The organism is Streptococcus orisasini (assembly GCF_001431045.1).
GTDB classification, from domain to species: domain Bacteria; phylum Bacillota; class Bacilli; order Lactobacillales; family Streptococcaceae; genus Streptococcus; species Streptococcus orisasini.
The window spans coordinates 1-16033 of the sequence record NZ_BCLE01000025.1; the positions used below are offsets into that span (position 1 = coordinate 1).

18 protein-coding genes are annotated in these 16033 nt (G+C 41.5%); 15 read left to right on the forward strand and 3 right to left on the reverse strand.

Going from position 1 to position 16033, the window contains the following annotated elements:
* A partial coding sequence (locus tag SCSH_RS04565; protein WP_057490713.1) for an NAD(P)H-hydrate dehydratase occupies window positions 1-608 on the forward strand: 608 nt, incomplete at its 5' end.
* A gap of 19 nt (window positions 609-627) precedes the next feature.
* Here the strand turns inward: SCSH_RS04565 and SCSH_RS04570 are convergent.
* Window positions 628-1272, reverse strand: coding sequence for an HAD family hydrolase (locus SCSH_RS04570; RefSeq protein ID WP_057490748.1), 645 nt, complete (start codon window positions 1270-1272; stop codon window positions 628-630).
* A 298-nt stretch (window positions 1273-1570) separates the two neighbouring features.
* On the opposite strand from SCSH_RS04570, the gene xseA reads away from it, so the two are divergent.
* The 12 genes from xseA (at window position 1571) to SCSH_RS11245 (ending at window position 10671) form a co-directional block, all read left to right on the forward strand.
* On the forward strand, window positions 1571-2914 hold the full coding sequence (xseA, locus tag SCSH_RS04575) for an exodeoxyribonuclease VII large subunit (protein WP_057490714.1): 1344 nt from the start codon (window positions 1571-1573) through the stop codon (window positions 2912-2914).
* A complete protein-coding gene (locus tag SCSH_RS04580) occupies window positions 2889-3104 on the forward strand; it encodes an exodeoxyribonuclease VII small subunit (RefSeq protein ID WP_027975732.1) in 216 nt (71 codons plus the stop codon). The genes xseA and SCSH_RS04580 overlap by 26 nt, the downstream gene beginning before the upstream one ends.
* A gap of 2 nt (window positions 3105-3106) precedes the next feature.
* Window positions 3107-3976 carry a polyprenyl synthetase family protein gene (locus tag SCSH_RS04585; RefSeq protein ID WP_057490715.1) on the forward strand — a complete coding sequence of 290 codons (870 nt, stop codon included), beginning with the start codon at window positions 3107-3109 and terminating at the stop codon, window positions 3974-3976.
* The gene (locus tag SCSH_RS04590; RefSeq protein ID WP_057490716.1) at window positions 3969-4796 is read left to right on the forward strand and encodes a TlyA family RNA methyltransferase; all 828 of its coding nucleotides are present in this window, start codon (window positions 3969-3971) and stop codon (window positions 4794-4796) included. The genes SCSH_RS04585 and SCSH_RS04590 overlap by 8 nt, the downstream gene beginning before the upstream one ends.
* Entirely contained in the window at window positions 4783-5244 is a 462-nt protein-coding gene (locus SCSH_RS04595) for an arginine repressor (protein WP_057490717.1), read from the forward strand. The genes SCSH_RS04590 and SCSH_RS04595 overlap by 14 nt, the downstream gene beginning before the upstream one ends.
* A gap of 18 nt (window positions 5245-5262) precedes the next feature.
* Window positions 5263-6921: a DNA repair protein RecN gene (gene recN / locus SCSH_RS04600; protein WP_057490718.1), complete on the forward strand. Its 1659-nt coding sequence runs from the start codon at window positions 5263-5265 to the stop codon at window positions 6919-6921.
* Between the two features lie 223 nt (window positions 6922-7144).
* Window positions 7145-7984, forward strand: a complete 840-nt coding sequence (locus tag SCSH_RS04605; RefSeq protein WP_057490719.1) for a DegV family protein — start codon at window positions 7145-7147, stop codon at window positions 7982-7984.
* Window positions 7977-8825 (forward strand): SGNH/GDSL hydrolase family protein, encoded by an 849-nt coding sequence (locus SCSH_RS04610; protein ID WP_057490720.1) that lies wholly within the window; start codon window positions 7977-7979, stop codon window positions 8823-8825. Before SCSH_RS04605 ends, SCSH_RS04610 begins: the two co-directional genes overlap by 8 nt.
* Entirely contained in the window at window positions 8800-9399 is a 600-nt protein-coding gene (locus SCSH_RS04615; protein ID WP_057490721.1) for a YpmS family protein, read from the forward strand. Before SCSH_RS04610 ends, SCSH_RS04615 begins: the two co-directional genes overlap by 26 nt.
* A gap of 95 nt (window positions 9400-9494) precedes the next feature.
* Window positions 9495-9770: a non-specific DNA-binding protein Hbs gene (hbs, locus tag SCSH_RS04620; RefSeq protein ID WP_027975724.1), complete on the forward strand. Its 276-nt coding sequence runs from the start codon at window positions 9495-9497 to the stop codon at window positions 9768-9770.
* Between the two features lie 181 nt (window positions 9771-9951).
* The gene (locus tag SCSH_RS04625; RefSeq protein WP_057490722.1) at window positions 9952-10422 is read left to right on the forward strand and encodes a Fur family transcriptional regulator; all 471 of its coding nucleotides are present in this window, start codon (window positions 9952-9954) and stop codon (window positions 10420-10422) included.
* A gap of 99 nt (window positions 10423-10521) precedes the next feature.
* Window positions 10522-10671 carry a hypothetical protein gene (locus SCSH_RS11245; protein WP_193743681.1) on the forward strand — a complete coding sequence of 50 codons (150 nt, stop codon included), beginning with the start codon at window positions 10522-10524 and terminating at the stop codon, window positions 10669-10671.
* A gap of 42 nt (window positions 10672-10713) precedes the next feature.
* Here the strand turns inward: SCSH_RS11245 and SCSH_RS04630 are convergent, their stop codons facing one another.
* Complete coding sequence (locus SCSH_RS04630) at window positions 10714-11751, reverse strand: oxidoreductase (protein ID WP_057490723.1); 1038 nt, start codon at window positions 11749-11751, stop codon at window positions 10714-10716.
* Window positions 11752-11867: 116 nt separating this feature from the next.
* Window positions 11868-12803, reverse strand: coding sequence for a dihydroorotate oxidase (locus SCSH_RS04635; RefSeq protein WP_057490724.1), 936 nt, complete (start codon window positions 12801-12803; stop codon window positions 11868-11870).
* Between the two features lie 214 nt (window positions 12804-13017).
* Between SCSH_RS04635 and SCSH_RS04640 the strand changes: the two genes are divergently transcribed.
* Both SCSH_RS04640 and pbp2b read left to right on the forward strand, forming a co-directional pair.
* The gene (locus SCSH_RS04640; protein WP_057490725.1) at window positions 13018-13710 is read left to right on the forward strand and encodes a phosphoglycerate mutase; all 693 of its coding nucleotides are present in this window, start codon (window positions 13018-13020) and stop codon (window positions 13708-13710) included.
* Between the two features lie 241 nt (window positions 13711-13951).
* Window positions 13952-16030: a penicillin-binding protein PBP2B gene (pbp2b, locus tag SCSH_RS04645; protein WP_057490726.1), complete on the forward strand. Its 2079-nt coding sequence runs from the start codon at window positions 13952-13954 to the stop codon at window positions 16028-16030.
* The last annotated feature ends 3 nt before the right edge of the window (window positions 16031-16033 follow it).

Genomic DNA, 16033 nt, shown 5'->3' on the forward strand with positions numbered 1-16033 from the left:
AAAAAAACCGCCTGTCAGAACTGACAGCTGCGGCTGATGTTATTCTTATTGGACCAGGCTTGGCTGAAGATGAATTAGCTCAAAAGACTTTTGATGCGGTGTGGAAGACTGTCAAGCCCAAGCAAACTCTGATTATAGATGGGTCAGCTCTAAACCTGCTGGCCAAAAAAGCCAGCATTCAATGGCCAACTAAGAACATTATTCTCACTCCTCATCAAAAAGAATGGGAAAGGCTGTCTGGTCTTGTAATTTCAGAGCAAACGAAAAAAGCAACACAGGCAGCGCTGGCTCATTTTCCCAAAGGAACCATTCTGGTTGCCAAATCGCATCGCACTAAAATTTATCAAGGCAATCGTGTCGGAGAGCTTCGCGTCGGCGGTCCCTATCAAGCGACTGGCGGCATGGGAGATACTCTGGCTGGCATGATAGCAGGTTTTGCCGCCCAATTTAAATCGGATCTTTTTGAAACAACTGCAGCGGCCGCCTACCTTCACTCTGCTATTGCCCAAGCTTTGGCACAAAAGGCTTATGTTGTTTTACCCACAAGGATCAGCAAAGAACTGCCAAAGTGGATGAAAGAAATGAGCGAGGATTCTCTGTCACAGTGAAAATACTGCAGCCAAGATCCTAGTCTTTCAGATACTGGTAAAGGTCATTGTAGTCTGTAATTAGTTGATCAGCTGCGCTTAGATCCTGAGCGGGGTAGTCTGGATTGGCAAAACCAAAACAATACATATTCGCAGCTTTAGCAGCGCGGGTGCCGTTTTTGGTGTCTTCTATGACAATACAGTCAGTCGGTTGAGCCTGTAAGAGCTGGGCGGCGTATAAGAAAACATCTGGAGCCGGTTTTGAATGAGGGACCTCTTCGCTAGTTACCATATAATCAAAGCAGTCTGCCAGTTCAAGTTCTGTTAAAGCGCGTTTAATCTCTTGCAAGGGAGAAGAAGATGCTACTGCTAAGCGGTAGCCATGGTCTTTGAGCCAGTGGATTAAGTCTTTAACACCTTTGATGGGCCTTACTCCGTCCCGTGCCATCAAGGCATCCCGACGCGCATTCATGTCGGCTATGTATTCGGCCACTGATTTTGGCAGGTTAAATTCATCTTTCATTTGCTGCCACATGAATTCAAAAGTAGTTCCCATGTATTGATACTGATGAGATTCATCTACGTCAATCCCTTCATCGCGCAGTATCTGTGTTTTAGTTTCAAAAAAGGTGTATTCTGAGTCAACAATAACACCGTCCATATCAAAAATAATAACTTTTTCCATATAACCATCCATTTCTATTCTATCTTATATTGTAAACGTATTCTTTTCTATTTTCAAGCGCAATTTGTCAGAAGCTGACAATTAAGAAACAAGGATAGCCATAAAATTTCAGTTGGTTCTTATCAGCAAAATAATTTTTATATGCACATATATACACAGAGCTGCCCCAGTGTTTTTAGGGCAGCTTTTTTCCTGTCTAAGGTCTGCTAAATTCTGTATTTTTTGCTATAATTGTATTACTATGCAGTTTGGATAGCTGAGGCAGATCCAAGACCTGATATCCTAGGAAAGGAGTTACATGGCTGAATATTTATCGGTGTCATCTTTGACTAAATATTTGAAGCTGAAATTTGACCGTGATCCTTATTTGGAGCGGGTTTATCTGACAGGTCAGGTTTCCAATTTTAGAAAACGGCCTAAACATCAGTATTTTTCGCTCAAAGATGAAAAAGCTGTCATTCAGGCGACCATGTGGAGCGGTATTTACCAAAAACTTGGTTTTGAGCTGGAAGAAGGCATGAAGATTAATGTCATTGGCCGCGTGCAACTTTATGAGCCATCGGGCTCGTATTCCATCATCATTGAAAAAGCAGAGCCAGATGGCGTTGGTGCCTTGGCGGTTCAGTTTGAACAGCTCAAGAAAAAGCTGGCTGAGGCCGGTTATTTTGATGAGCGTCATAAGCAGCTTCTGCCGCGTTTTGTCAAAAAGATTGGTGTTGTCACCAGTCCTAGCGGTGCAGTTATCAGAGATATTATCACCACAGTCTCGCGCCGATTCCCCGGAGTTAATATCTTGCTTTTTCCAACCAAGGTACAGGGCGAGGGAGCTGCGCAGGAAGTGGCTGACAAGATTCGTTTGGCTAATGAGCGTGATGATTTAGACCTGCTCATTGTCGGCCGTGGCGGTGGATCCATTGAAGATCTCTGGGCCTTCAATGAGGAAATGGTGGTGCAGGCTATTTTTGATTCACAGCTGCCAATTATTTCCAGTGTCGGGCATGAAACAGATACAACCTTGGCCGATTTTACGGCAGATCGCAGAGCAGCAACACCAACGGCAGCAGCTGAATTGGCAACACCTGTGACCAAGGCCGATTTGCTGGCCTTTCTTCAGGAAAGGCAGATGCGCTCTTATCAGGCTGTTATGCGCTTGATTCGGCAAAAGGATGAACAGCTGAAGAAACTGCAGCATTCTGTTATTTTCAGGCAGCCGGAAAGGCTCTATGATGCTTATGTTCAAAAGCTGGATCATCTGAAGACACGCTTGCTAACCAAAGTACAGCAGACTTACGATGTCCACGACCGAGAAGAAAAGCTTTTAAGGCAGCGTTTGCTGTCTCTTGATCTGTCAGGAACAATCAAACGATACCAAGAACAATTAAAACAAACTCAGCGTCTGCTCCTAAGCCACATGACTAGCCAGTATGACAGTAAATTAGCCCGCTTTGAAAAGGCACAGGATGCGCTGCTGTCTCTGGATACAAAGCGAATTGTTGCACGGGGCTATGCTATTGTCCAAAAGGACGATCAGATTATTCAGTCAGCTAAAGACCTTAAAAAAGGAGATCATCTCAGTCTGGCAATGAAGGACGGACACGTTCAAGTGGAGGTAGAAAATGTCGAACAAGAAGAAAACATTTGAAGAAAATTTACAGGAATTAGAGGAGATTGTTGGGAAACTCGAAAACGGTGATGTCCCTCTGGAAGAAGCCATTGCTGAATTTCAAAAGGGCATGGTGCTTTCTAAGGATTTGCAAAAAACATTGGAATCAGCTGAAAAGACCTTGGTAAAGGTTATGCAAGCTGATGGCAGCGAAGCGGAAATGGACTAACTGTGGATAAGAAGATTAAAAAAATTGACCAAGCGCTGCAGGACTACTATGCTCAAGAGGCTGTCTCCAAAGATCTTATTGATGCTGTCTTGTACTCCATTCATGCAGGCGGCAAGCGGATTAGACCTTTGCTGTTTTTGGAGATTCTGCAAGGCTTTGGTTTGAACTTAACAGCAGCTCACTATCAAGTGGCGGCAAGTTTGGAGATGATTCACACGGGCAGCCTCATTCATGATGATCTGCCTGCTATGGATAATGATGATTACAGGCGGGGACAGCTGACCAATCATAAAAAATTTGACGAAGCAACAGCGATTCTAGCGGGCGACAGTCTTTTTCTGGACCCTTTTGGTTTGCTGGCCAAGGCTGACTTAGCAGATAAGATCAAAATACGCTTGGTAGCCGAATTATCAGACGCTTCAGGCACCTATGGTATGGTGGGCGGTCAGATGCTGGATATTAAGGGCGAACACGTTCAGCTGGATTTGACTGATTTAGCCAAGATTCATGCCAATAAGACAGGGAAACTCTTAACCTTTCCTTTTGTAGCTGCGGGCATTGTAGCAGAGCTGCCGGAAAAAGCTATTAGTCAACTTCGTCGAGCAGGAGAATTGGTTGGCCTAGCCTTTCAGGTACGTGATGATATTTTGGATGTAACAGCAGAATTTGCTGAAATAGGCAAAACACCGCAAAAGGATTTGGCTGCTGAAAAATCAACCTATCCCAGTCTTTTGGGACTGGATAAGTCTTACGATATTTTAGAAGATGCTCTTAATCAAGCCCAGGCTATTTTTCAAGAATTAACTGCAGAGTTGCAGTTTAATGCTGATGGAATTAAAACGATAATAGAAAGGTTGCGTCTCCATGCCTAAGGAAAGAGTGGATGTTCTGGCCTATAAACAGGGACTTTTTGCTACCAGAGAACAGGCTAAACGAGGAGTTATGGCTGGTTTGGTTGTCAATGTCATCAATGGGGAACGTTATGATAAACCTGGTGAAAAAATTGATGCAGCTGTCGAATTAAAATTAAAGGGCGAAAAGTTAAAATATGTCAGCCGCGGCGGACTAAAATTGGAAAAAGCCTTAAATGTTTTTTCGCTTTCAGTGGACAATCTGATAACCCTTGATATTGGTGCCTCGACAGGAGGATTTACAGATGTTATGCTGCAAAATGGTGCCAAGCTTGTTTATGCTGTTGATGTTGGCACTAATCAATTGGTTTGGAAGCTGCGTCAGGATGAGCGCGTGCTGAGCATGGAGCAGTATAATTTTCGCTATGCAGAACCCAAGGATTTTAAGCAGGGGCAGCCGGCTTTTGCTTCCATTGATGTCAGTTTCATTTCCCTGTCCTTGATATTACCAGCCTTAGCCAGTATTTTAGCAGATGGCGGGCAGGTTGTTGCCTTAATCAAGCCGCAATTTGAGGCGGGGCGCGAACAGATTGGCAAGCATGGAATTGTCAAGGACAAAAAAATTCATAAAAATGTCTTAGAAAAGGTACCAGCATTTGCGACAGAGTATGGATTTACCGTCAGGAATCTAGATTTTTCACCCATTCAAGGGGGACATGGCAATATTGAATTTTTAGCCCATTTAGAAAAATCAAACCATCCTGAAAACAAGGCGGCATCAAGCATTGAGGCTCTTGTTAACCAAGCACACGAGGAATTTAAAAAAGATGAAAAAGCGTGAACGTTTAGAATTAATTAAAAAAATTGTTTTAGAAAATGATATTGAAACTCAAAACGAACTGGTTGGATTATTGAAAAAAGAGGGGTTGCAGGCAACTCAGGCAACTATTTCCCGCGATATTAATGAAGTAGGAATTATCAAAGTGCCGGCTTCAAACGGCCGTTATGTTTATGGACTGTCTAAAGGAACTGGCAGAAAAGAAACGTCTGTTCCTAAGCCAGAAGAAAGTTCCATAAAATCCATTTCAGAGCCAGCAGTCGGTTTAGAAAATTACCTTCATATTGATGTTGTTCCAGGTACCAGCTATCTGCTTAAGCGTTTTTTGCTGCAGCAGTTTAAGGGGCTTATTTTCAGTCTGATTGCTGATGATGACAGCCTGCTATTAATTGCCAAAAGTCCTAAGGACAGTGCTAGTATTCGTCGGGAGATTAATTCCTGGATGAATTAGACGAAAAAAGGAGTGAGTATGCTTTTAGAAATTGCTATAAAAAACTTTGCCATTATTAAAGAAATCTCACTCAGCTTTGAGAAGGGGATGACCGTTCTAACCGGTGAAACAGGCGCAGGAAAATCCATTATTATTGATGCCATGAATATGATGCTGGGCAGCAGAGCTAACACGGAAGTTATTCGTCATGGCAGCACTAAGGCAGAGATTGAGGGCTTTTTCTCCATTGATGCCAATCCGTTTTTGGAGCAGCTTTTGCAAGAAAATGGAATAGAGTATTCTGATGAATTGATTATCCGTCGGGAGATTTTGCAAAATGGCCGCAGTATTAGCCGTATCAACGGTCAAATGGTCAATTTGAGCACTTTGCGTGCAGTAGGCCAGTATTTGGTTGATATTCACGGCCAGCATGATCAAGAAGAGCTCATGCGTCCGCAAAAGCATATTCAGCTGTTAGATGCATTTGGAGATGAGGCTTTTCAGGCAGTCAAAGAGACCTATCAAGATTTATTTGATCGTTATAAAAGTCTGCGCAAACGTGTTTTGGACAAGAGGAAAAACGAACAAGAACACCAAGCACGAATTGAAATGCTGGAGTATCAGATAGCTGAAATTGAAGCAGCAGCTCTCAAATCTGGTGAAGATCAAAAACTGCAAAAAGAGCGGGATAAGCTCATGAATCATAAGCTCATTGTTGATACCCTGACTAATGCCTATGTTCTGCTGGATAATGATGATTTCTCAAGCCTAGCCAATGTCCGTTCTGCTATGAATGATTTGCAAAGTTTGGAAGAATACGATACTGACTACAAAGAACTATCTGACAGTCTCACCGAGTCTTACTATGTTTTGGAAGATGTGACCAGGCGCTTGGGCGATATCTTAGATGATTTAGATTTCGATGTCAATGCTTTGGCTGGAATTGAAGCGCGGCTGGATACCATCAATACGATTACCCGCAAATATGGTGGTTCTGTGGATGATGTTTTAGACTATTTTGCTAATATCACCAAGGAATACAATCACTTGACAGGAAATGATCTGTTCGTTGATGATATTGAAAAGGATTTAAAATCATTAGAACAGTCTTTAGTGGCCAAGGCAGCAGAGCTCAGTCAGAAACGCCGAGATATTGCAGATTATCTATCTAAAGAAATCAAGCAGGAATTAAAGGATCTTTACATGGATAAAGCTGATTTCAAAGTCGTCTTTTCAAAGGGAAAATTTAACCGCGAAGGAAATGAAATCATTGAATTTTATATTTCAGCTAATCCAGGAGAAGGTTTTAAGCCCTTGGTTAAAGTCGCTTCTGGAGGAGAACTTTCTCGCTTGATGCTGGCCATTAAATCAGCTTTCTCCCGCCGTGAAGATAAGACCAGTATTGTTTTTGATGAGGTTGATACAGGAGTTTCAGGCCGTGTAGCACAGGCTATCGCCCAAAAAATCTACAAGATTGGCAGCCATGGACAGGTTTTGGCTATTTCGCACTTGCCGCAGGTTATTGCTGTCAGTGATTATCAATATTTCATTGAAAAGAAAAGCAGCGAGGACTCTACCGTTTCTACTGTCCGTCTCCTAACTCCAGATGAACGAGTTGAAGAAATTGCCAAAATGCTGGCAGGGGACAATATCACTCCAGCTGCTCGTCAACAGGCCAAAGAACTGCTGAAAAAATAATGACTAAAAATCACCAATGATACCTCTAAAGCTGCACTTAACCATTAGCTTTAGGGGTATTTTTGACGTCTTCTTAATATTTATAGAAAGAATTGCTTGTTAAATGCTTCAAGACCTTGAAATATTGCATGAATTTCTTTCATAAAAATTCCCTTAAAGATGATTATTTGGTATAATAAAAACGATACTATAAAATTAGAAAGCTAATGAAACAGGATAGAAAATGAGCAAGATAAAAATTGTCACTGATTCTTCGATTACCATTGAACCAAATCTGGTTAAAGAATTAGATATTACTGTGGTTCCTCTAACGGTTATGGTAGATGGTGTTGTTTATTCCGATGATAATCTTAAGGAAGAAGGCAAGTTTCGCGCTCTGGCTAAAAACAGCAAGGCGCTTCCTAAGACCAGCCAGCCGCCAGTTGGCTTGTTTGCGGAAACTTATGAACGCCTTCTTAAAGAAGGAGCAGAGCAGATTGTTGCCATCCATATTACCCATGCCTTATCAGGGACAGTTGAGGCTTCACGTCAGGGAGCTAATATTGCTGGAGCAAATGTCACGGTATTAGACTCTGCTTTTACAGATCAGGCTATGAAATTCCAAGTAGTTGCCGCTGCTCAAGCAGCCAAAGCAGGAAGCAGTCTGGAAGAAGTTTTGACCAAGGTCGAAGAAGTCAAAAAGAAAACAGAGCTTTTCATTGGTGTATCTACCTTGGAAAATCTCGTTAAAGGCGGTCGTATTGGCCGTGTGACAGGACTCCTTAGTTCTCTGCTTAATATCAGAGTTGTCATGGAATTAAAAAATCATGCCTTGAATCCAGTTGCTAAAGGACGGGGCAATAAGACCTTTAATAAATGGCTGGATAGTTTCATTGTTCACATTAAAGACCGAAAAATTGCTGAGATTGGTATTTCTTATTCAGGAACTGCTGAACTTGCCAACAGTCTCAAAGACAAACTAAAGGCTCATGTTGAAAAAGAAATTGCTGTTTTGGAAACAGGTTCGGTCATTCAAACTCATACAGGAGAAGGGGCTTTTGCGGTGATGGTGCACTATGAATAAGAGATTCTCTCAAGGACTTGCTTTTTTTCTTGCAAGCCTTCTTGTTTTCAGTCTGCTGTTTTACTTTTTGATTCCGGCAAAAGATCCTGCTGTTAAACATCTAGGGCATAGATCCTCTGTAAAAAAATCAAGGGCTTTTAATTATGTAGCTATCGGTGATTCCTTGACAGAAGGTGTTGGCGATACAACTGAGCAGGGTGGTTTCATTCCACTGCTGTCCCAGGAGCTGCAAACGAGCTATCGTTATGAAGTATCCAGCAATAATTATGGGGTTTCAGGCAATACTAGCCAGCAGATTCTAACGCGGATGTCTCAGGGAAAAAAGATTCAAAAAAGTCTTACAAACGCTAATTTGATGACGTTGACAGTCGGTGGTAATGATGTATTGGCAGTTATCCGAAAGGATTTGGCCAACTTAAAAGTCTCCTCTTTCACAAAACCGGCTAAGCTCTATCAAAAAAATCTTAGAAAAATTATTGAGCTAGCCAGACAAAATAATAAACATCTGCCTATTTATGTGGTTGGTATCTACAATCCTTATTATTTAAATTTTCCAGACCTAACGCAGATGCAGGATATTATTGACAACTGGAATGAGGGAACGCAGAAAGTCACGACAGAATACAGGAACGTTTATTTTGTGCCTATCAACGATTTGCTTTATAAGGGGCTTGACAACAATCAAGCTGCTGTTGAAGCTTCAGACAGTGATGATTCTAGTAAAGTGACCAATAATGTCTTATCTGATGGTGATCGTTTCCATCCTAACAATATCGGATATCAGATTATGTCAAAAGCAGTAATGGAGAAAATCAGTGAAACAAAAAAGAATTGGAACTAAACAAAATTGGTGGAAGTGGGGCTTCTTGCTTTTATTAGCCCTCAACATTGCTTTTTGGGGAGTTATTATCAGTCGAGTATTGGGAGGTTCCCCTAATGATACAAAAAGTGCTCAGACAGTGACAAATCCGGTTAAAGTTGGGACAATTACAACAACTAAGGACGAACTTAACCAGACGCTGACTAGCTATTTAAATGACTATCAGTCTAAGGATCTGAACTATAGTGTCCGTTTAACATCAACAAATATTGAATTTCAAGGAACCTACAAACTTTTGGGGGCTGAAGTTCCACTCTATATTTACTTTGAGCCTTACCACCTAAAAAGTGGAGCTGTTCAGCTTAAAGTAACCTCATTGTCGGCAGGAAATCTGCCTCTACCAGAAGCAGAAGTGCTCAGCTACATCAGATCCAGCTACAAGCTGCCGAAATTTGTTGAAATTCTTCCCCAAAAGTCTGTTGTTAACATCAATTTGCAAAATATTGACAATGATAGCGGCCTTTATCTAAAATCAACGGCTATCAATTTAGCAACTGATGAAATTAACTTTGATATTTTAAAGAAAAACCGTTAAAAGAGCATTAAATACTTGACCTATATAAGTTTTTTAGGTATGATAGAATCTGTTAAAGCCTACAAGGCTTATAAAATTATTGGAGGATTTGTTAAATGGCTAACAAACAAGATTTAATTGCAAAAGTGGCAGAAGCTACTGAATTGACTAAGAAAGATTCAGCTGCAGCAGTTGACGCTGTCTTTTCAGCAGTATCTGAATACCTTGCAAAAGGTGAAAAAGTGCAACTTATCGGTTTTGGTAACTTTGAAGTTCGCGAACGTGCAGCACGCAAAGGTCGCAACCCTCAAACAGGTGAAGAAATCGAAATCAAAGCTTCTAAAGTTCCAGCATTCAAAGCTGGTAAAGCTCTTAAAGACGCTGTAAAATAATTATTATTTTTAAAGCCTGTCATAGCAAGCTTTTCGGCTTGTGCGACAGGCTTTTTTGTGTAAAAAGTGCATTTCCGAACAAAAATTCAGTATCCCTTGTCATTTAAGCCTTCTTGTCTCTTCTTCTCACAAAAATAGTGTATAATAGAAAAAGATAAATAGAAAGGAGCCGGGACTAAGAATGGCGCTGCATTTTTATGATAATGACCCAAAACAGGCTGCCTATAATCATGTGCTGGCACACCTCAAAGAAAAGCATATTCGTATTACGGAAACCCGTAAGGCAGTTATTGCTTATATGATTAATGCTCACCATCACCCAAGTGCAGAGCAGATTTATCGTGATCTTCTTCCTCAGTATCCCAGCATGAGTTTAGCGACCGTATATAACAATCTCAAAGTCTTGATAGACGAAGGCCTTGTTGCGGAGCTCAAACTCAGTAATGATAATACGGCCTATTTTGATTTTATGGGTGATGAGCACCTGCATATTGTTTGTGAGTCCTGCGGTAAGATTACGGATTTTGTAGATGCTGATATTTCTCCTATTAAAGAAGAAGCTAAGGAGCAAACCGGTTATGAGATTACCAGAGCACAGCTTCTGATATATGGCCTTTGTCCGGAATGCCAAAAAAGAGAGAAAAAGACATAAAAATTTAAACAAACCAGATGATTTGCTGCTGTCTGCGTTTGAAGAAATCTAGAAGAGTCATTCCTTGCATGTACTGTAACTAAAGGAGAAAAATCTGTTATGGAAAAATTGTTTCTCGTTTTTCTTATTGTATTTTCATTTGCCAAAATGATCAGTGTTATTTTTGTCAGCAAAACAATGAAGGCTCCTGACTTAAAAGCGCAGCATCAGTCTGAGACGGTCAAGGACAGTAAAGACGATTTTTCATAAAAGAAAGCACCCACAGAAAAATAACTGTAGGTGCTTTTCACTTTATTTGACCTGTCCGCGTTCATAGGAATTATTGTAAACCTTAAACTGGTGGTCGTGTAAAATCGCTGCAGCGTCTGCCAGCCAATTAACATTTCGAATCAGGCCCCGACCGATTTCAATCAGGTCAGCCTGTTGGGTTTGCAAGAGGTATTCATCTAATTCTGGAGAATTTAGCAAACCGACAGCAGTAGCAGGAATGGAAACAGCTTCTTTCATGCGGCTGGTGTAAGGTGCCTGATAGCCGCCGTAAACGGGAATGTTTGGACGGATATCGAGCAGCCCGCCAGTTGAAACATCAATACAGTCGATACCGTCACGTTCCAGCCAGCGTCCGATATTTTGCCAGTCCTCAATTGTATTTTGTATACCGCTGTCATCATAAGCGGTCAAGGACAGGCGGATCCAGACAGAACCACTAAAATTAGCTTTAATGTGAGGAAGCATTTCCTGAACAAAGCGGTAGCGGTTTTCCAGACTGCCGCCGTAACTGTCCTTGCGATGATTGGTTAAGGGCTCAAGGAATTGATTGATGAGATAGCCGTGAGCTCCGTGGAGTTCAATCAAGTCAAAGCCAGCTTCTTGGGCGCGCTTAGCTGCTGCTGCAAAAGAGTTTTGAACCCGTTTGATATCTGCAACTGTCATTTCGCGCGGAACTCCATAATCTTGGTTGTAAGCAAGGGCACTCGGTGCGATCCTGTCTATAGCATTAGCAGCTTTTCGACCGCCATGGCCCAACTGAACACCGACTTTGGCACCAAAAGCATGCAGCTCATCTACCAAAGACTTCAGCCCCGCAATATGGTCATCACTCCAGATACCTAAATCATTATTTGTTAAACGGCCATCTGGTTCTACGGCTGTCGCCTCTAAAATAATCAGACCAACTTGGCCAATGGCACGTGCTCCATAATGTGCATGGTGAAAAGGTGTGACTTTTCCGTCTTCTTTTTCAACAGCGTACATGCACATTGGCGGCATAACCACTCGGTTTTTAAGAGAAAGTCCTGCGACTTGAGCAGGTGACAATAGTAGTGACATTTTAAACCTCCTTTTTTGCTTCTTGCCTTCATTATAACAAAACTAGGGCTAAAAAAAGCAAGAAAAACTCTCAGATTCTGATTACTGAAGAATCTGAGAGTTAAGAAAGTCAATTATTAGTCAATATAATTTAGCTTGCCGCGGAAATCTTCTAAGCTTTCATAGCCTTTGGCTGCCATGATGTCTTTAAGTTCTCTGGTAATACGTTCAAAAACCTGAGGACCTTCTTGGTGGAGGGCTGTTCCGATTTGAATCATGCTGGCACCACAGAGAATATGTTCAAAAGCATCGCGGCCTGTTTTGACACCGCCTGTTCCGATAATTTGAATAGATGGATTGAGGCGCTTGTAAAAAGCGTGAACGTTGGCCAGAGCTGTTGGCTTAACATAGTCACCACCAATACCGCCAAAGCCGTTTTTGGGTTTAATAACGACTGTTTCGTCCTCGATGACTAATCCATTGCCGATAGAGTTAATGCAGTTGACAAAAGTGAGAGGGTATTTATTGAAAATCGCAGCTGCCTGATCAAAATGCACAATATCAAAATAAGGCGGCAGCTTGACACCGAGAGGCTTGGTGAAGTATGAAAAAACTTCTGCAAGAATTTGGTCGGTTGTTTCAAAATCATAGGCAATCTGCGGTTTGCCAGGAACATTTGGGCAGGAAAGATTGAGTTCGACTAGACCTTGGTAGCTGCTGGCTTCAACCTCTTTTAAAATCGTATGGGTCTCTTCCGGCGACATACCAACGAGCGAGAGGAAGTGGTTCTTGCTGCCTGGCTGATTTTGCAGTTCAATGACATAGTCCAGATAATATTGGAATCCTTTATTGGGAAGCCCCATTGAGTTGATAGAACCTAGAACCGTATCGGCGTAACGCGGTTCAGGATTGCCTGCACGCTCTTCAAGGGTGCCGGTCTTAGTCACAAATGACCCTGCCGCAGATTGTTCAATAGCGTCTAATTCTTTACGCGTCATGCAATAGACACCGGCCGCATTCATGAGACAGTTGTCAAAAGTAAAGGTGCCGATTTTTGTGTGAGTTGAAACCATGTGACCTCCAAAAAGTTAAATTTTTTCTATTGTAACACTAGATATGCGCAGCTGCAAGCCTGTTTGAGAATATTTTATGGCCCTTAAGACATTCGTAACAGAATCAAGGGATTTTCAAATCTTTTTAGAAAATATAGTAGATTTTTTCACGATATTTTTGTAAAATAAAACAGTAAACTATTTGACATTCGGTCAAGAACAAAGGAGAACTTTAATGGTAAAATTAGTATTTGCTCGTCATGGTGAATCAGAATGGAACAAGGCTAACCTTTTTACTGGCTGGGCTGATGTTGATCTTTCAGATAAGGGAACACAGCAAGCTATTGATGCTGGTAAATTGATTAAAGAAGCAGGCATTGAATTTGATATTGCTTTCACATCAGTTTTGACACGAGCTATCAAAACAACTAATTTGGCTCTTGAATATTCTGATCAGCTTTGGGTGCCTGTTGAAAAATCATGGCGCTTGAATGAACGTCACTACGGTGGTTTGACTGGTAAAAACAAGGCTGAAGCTGCTGAACAATTTGGTGATGAACAAGTTCATATCTGGCGTCGTTCTTACGATGTTTTGCCACCAGCTATGGCTAAAGACGATCAATACTCTGCACATACTGACCGCCGTTATGCTAATCTTGATGACACTGTTGTTCCAGATGCTGAAAACTTAAAAGTAACTTTGGAACGCGCTCTTCCATTCTGGGAAGACAAGATTGCTCCAGCTCTTAAAGATGGTAAAAATGTTTTTGTGGGTGCACACGGTAACTCTATCCGCGCTCTTGTAAAACATATCAAACAATTGTCAGATGACGAAATCATGGGTGTTGAAATTCCTAATTTCCCACCGTTGGTATTTGAATTTGATGACAAATTGAATGTTACTGCTGAGTACTACCTCGGAGAATAAGCTTTTGAGCTTGCATAATAAAGAGTGAGATTGGACTTATGTTCCAATCTCATTTTCTGTAGTAGAAGGCTTAAGTTTTTGTAAAAATAAGACAGCTGTTAAAACACTTTAGCATGAAGCTTTGCCTTGCTTTTTCTTTGCAGGAACTTTTAATTTTGTCTAGAATTGAAGAAAATGTCACAAGTTTTTACTTAAATTATGATAAAATAAAAGACGTAGTTTCATGAAAATAGGAGGAAAAATGGTAGGCAAACTAAAGAAACCAAAGAAGAATCAGTCCAGAACTTTTGTTCTTATCTCTAACAGAATCAATCTCCTATTTTTCTTCATTGTAGCTCTGTTTACGATTTTACTGCTGAGATTGGCACAGATGCAAATTTATGATGCTAAATTTTACAAGGCCAAATTAACGGAATCAACGAATTATACGATAAAAACTTCCAGTCCTCGGGGACAGATTTATGATGCCAAGGGTGTTCCGCTAGCGGAAAATGAGGTTAAGGAAGTGGTTGCTTTTACAAGAAGCAATACGATGACTGCTGAGGATATTAAAAAGAATGCGCAAAAGCTGGCAGATATGGTCACCCTTACAGAAAGTAAGGTAACTAAGCGTCAGATGAAAGATTACTATCTGGCAGATCCAAAGACCTATCAGAAAGTGGTAAAAAAGCTGCCTGATAAGAAAAAATATGATAATTTCGGCAATAATTTGAAAGAGTCAGATGTTTATGCTAATGCTGTCAAGGCAGTGCCGGATAGTGCTATTAGGTATTCTGAAGACGAAAAAAAGATTATTTATATTTTTAGCCAGATGAATGCGACATCGGTCTTTAACACGGCTTCTTTGACAACGGGAGATTTGACTGCCGAACAGATTGCCGTACTGGCAACCAACAAGTCAGATTTGGATGGTATTTCGGTTAAGACAGACTGGGAACGTAAGGCCGATAAAAATTCCATTACCTCCATTATCGGTAAGGTGTCCAGCCAGAAAACAGGCCTGCCTGCCGAGGAAGCCAGTGACTACGTTAAAAAAGGTTATTCGCTGAATGACCGTGTCGGCACCTCCTATCTGGAAAAGCAATATGAAGATTATCTGCAAGGCAGCCGGACAGTTCAGTCTATTAAGGTTAACAAGGAAGGCAAGATTATCAGCAATAAGACAACAGCCAAGGGAACCAAGGGTAAGAATTTGAAACTGACTATTGATTTGGAATTCCAAAAGGGTGTTGAGCAGATTCTCAGCCAATACTTTAAATCAGAATTAGCTGCTGGGAATACCAAGTATTCTGAAGGTGTTTATGCTGTTGTCTTAAATCCCAATACAGGCGCTGTCTTGTCCATGGCAGGCCTTGAGCATGATCTCAAATCAGGAGAGGTTTCCTCTAATGCGCTAGGTACCATTACCGAAGTTTTCACTCCTGGTTCTGTTGTCAAGGGTGCTACTTTGACTTCTGGCTGGGAAAACGGTGTTTTATCTGGCAATCAGGTGCTCAATGACCAAGCCATTCAGTTTGCAGGTTCTGAGCCTATTAAATCGTGGTTTACCAATGGTTCCATTCCTTTGACAGCCAGCCAGTCTTTAGAATATTCGTCTAATACTTACATGGTTCAGTTAGCCTTAAAACTAATGGGACAGGATTACCGAAGCGGTATGACACTGTCAACAGATGGCTATGAGAGTGCCATGGAAAAATTGCGGGCAACCTATGCCCAGTATGGTCTTGGTGTGGCAACTGAGATTGATCTTCCAGGAGAATCGAAAGGCTACACACCGGATAAATTTGATGTTGCCAATGTCCTGACAGAATCATTTGGTCAGTTTGACAACTATACAGCCATGCAGCTGGCTCAGTATGCTGCTACTGTTGCCAATGGCGGCAAGCGCATTGCTCCCCATTTGGTGGAAGGAATTTATGATAACAACAAGACTGGTGGCTTAGGCAAATTAGTCCAGTCTGTTGATACCAAGGTCTTAAATGAGGTACCAATTTCCAGTGATAATATGGCTATCATCAAGGATGGTTTCTACAATGTTGTTAATGGCGGCAGCTATGCGACAGGGAAAACTCTTGCTAAAGGTGCCAGTGTTCCTATTTCTGCTAAAACCGGAACGGCCGAAGCTTATGTCACTGGTGAAGACGGCAAATCTGTTTACACGTCTAATCTGAATGTTGTCGCCTATGCTCCCAGCAATAATCCGCAGGTTGCTGTAGCTGTCGTTCTGCCGCATGAAACGGACTTGCACGGGACAACCAGCCATGCCATTACCCGCGATATTATCAACCTTTACCAAAAAATGAATCCGATGAAACAGTGAGGA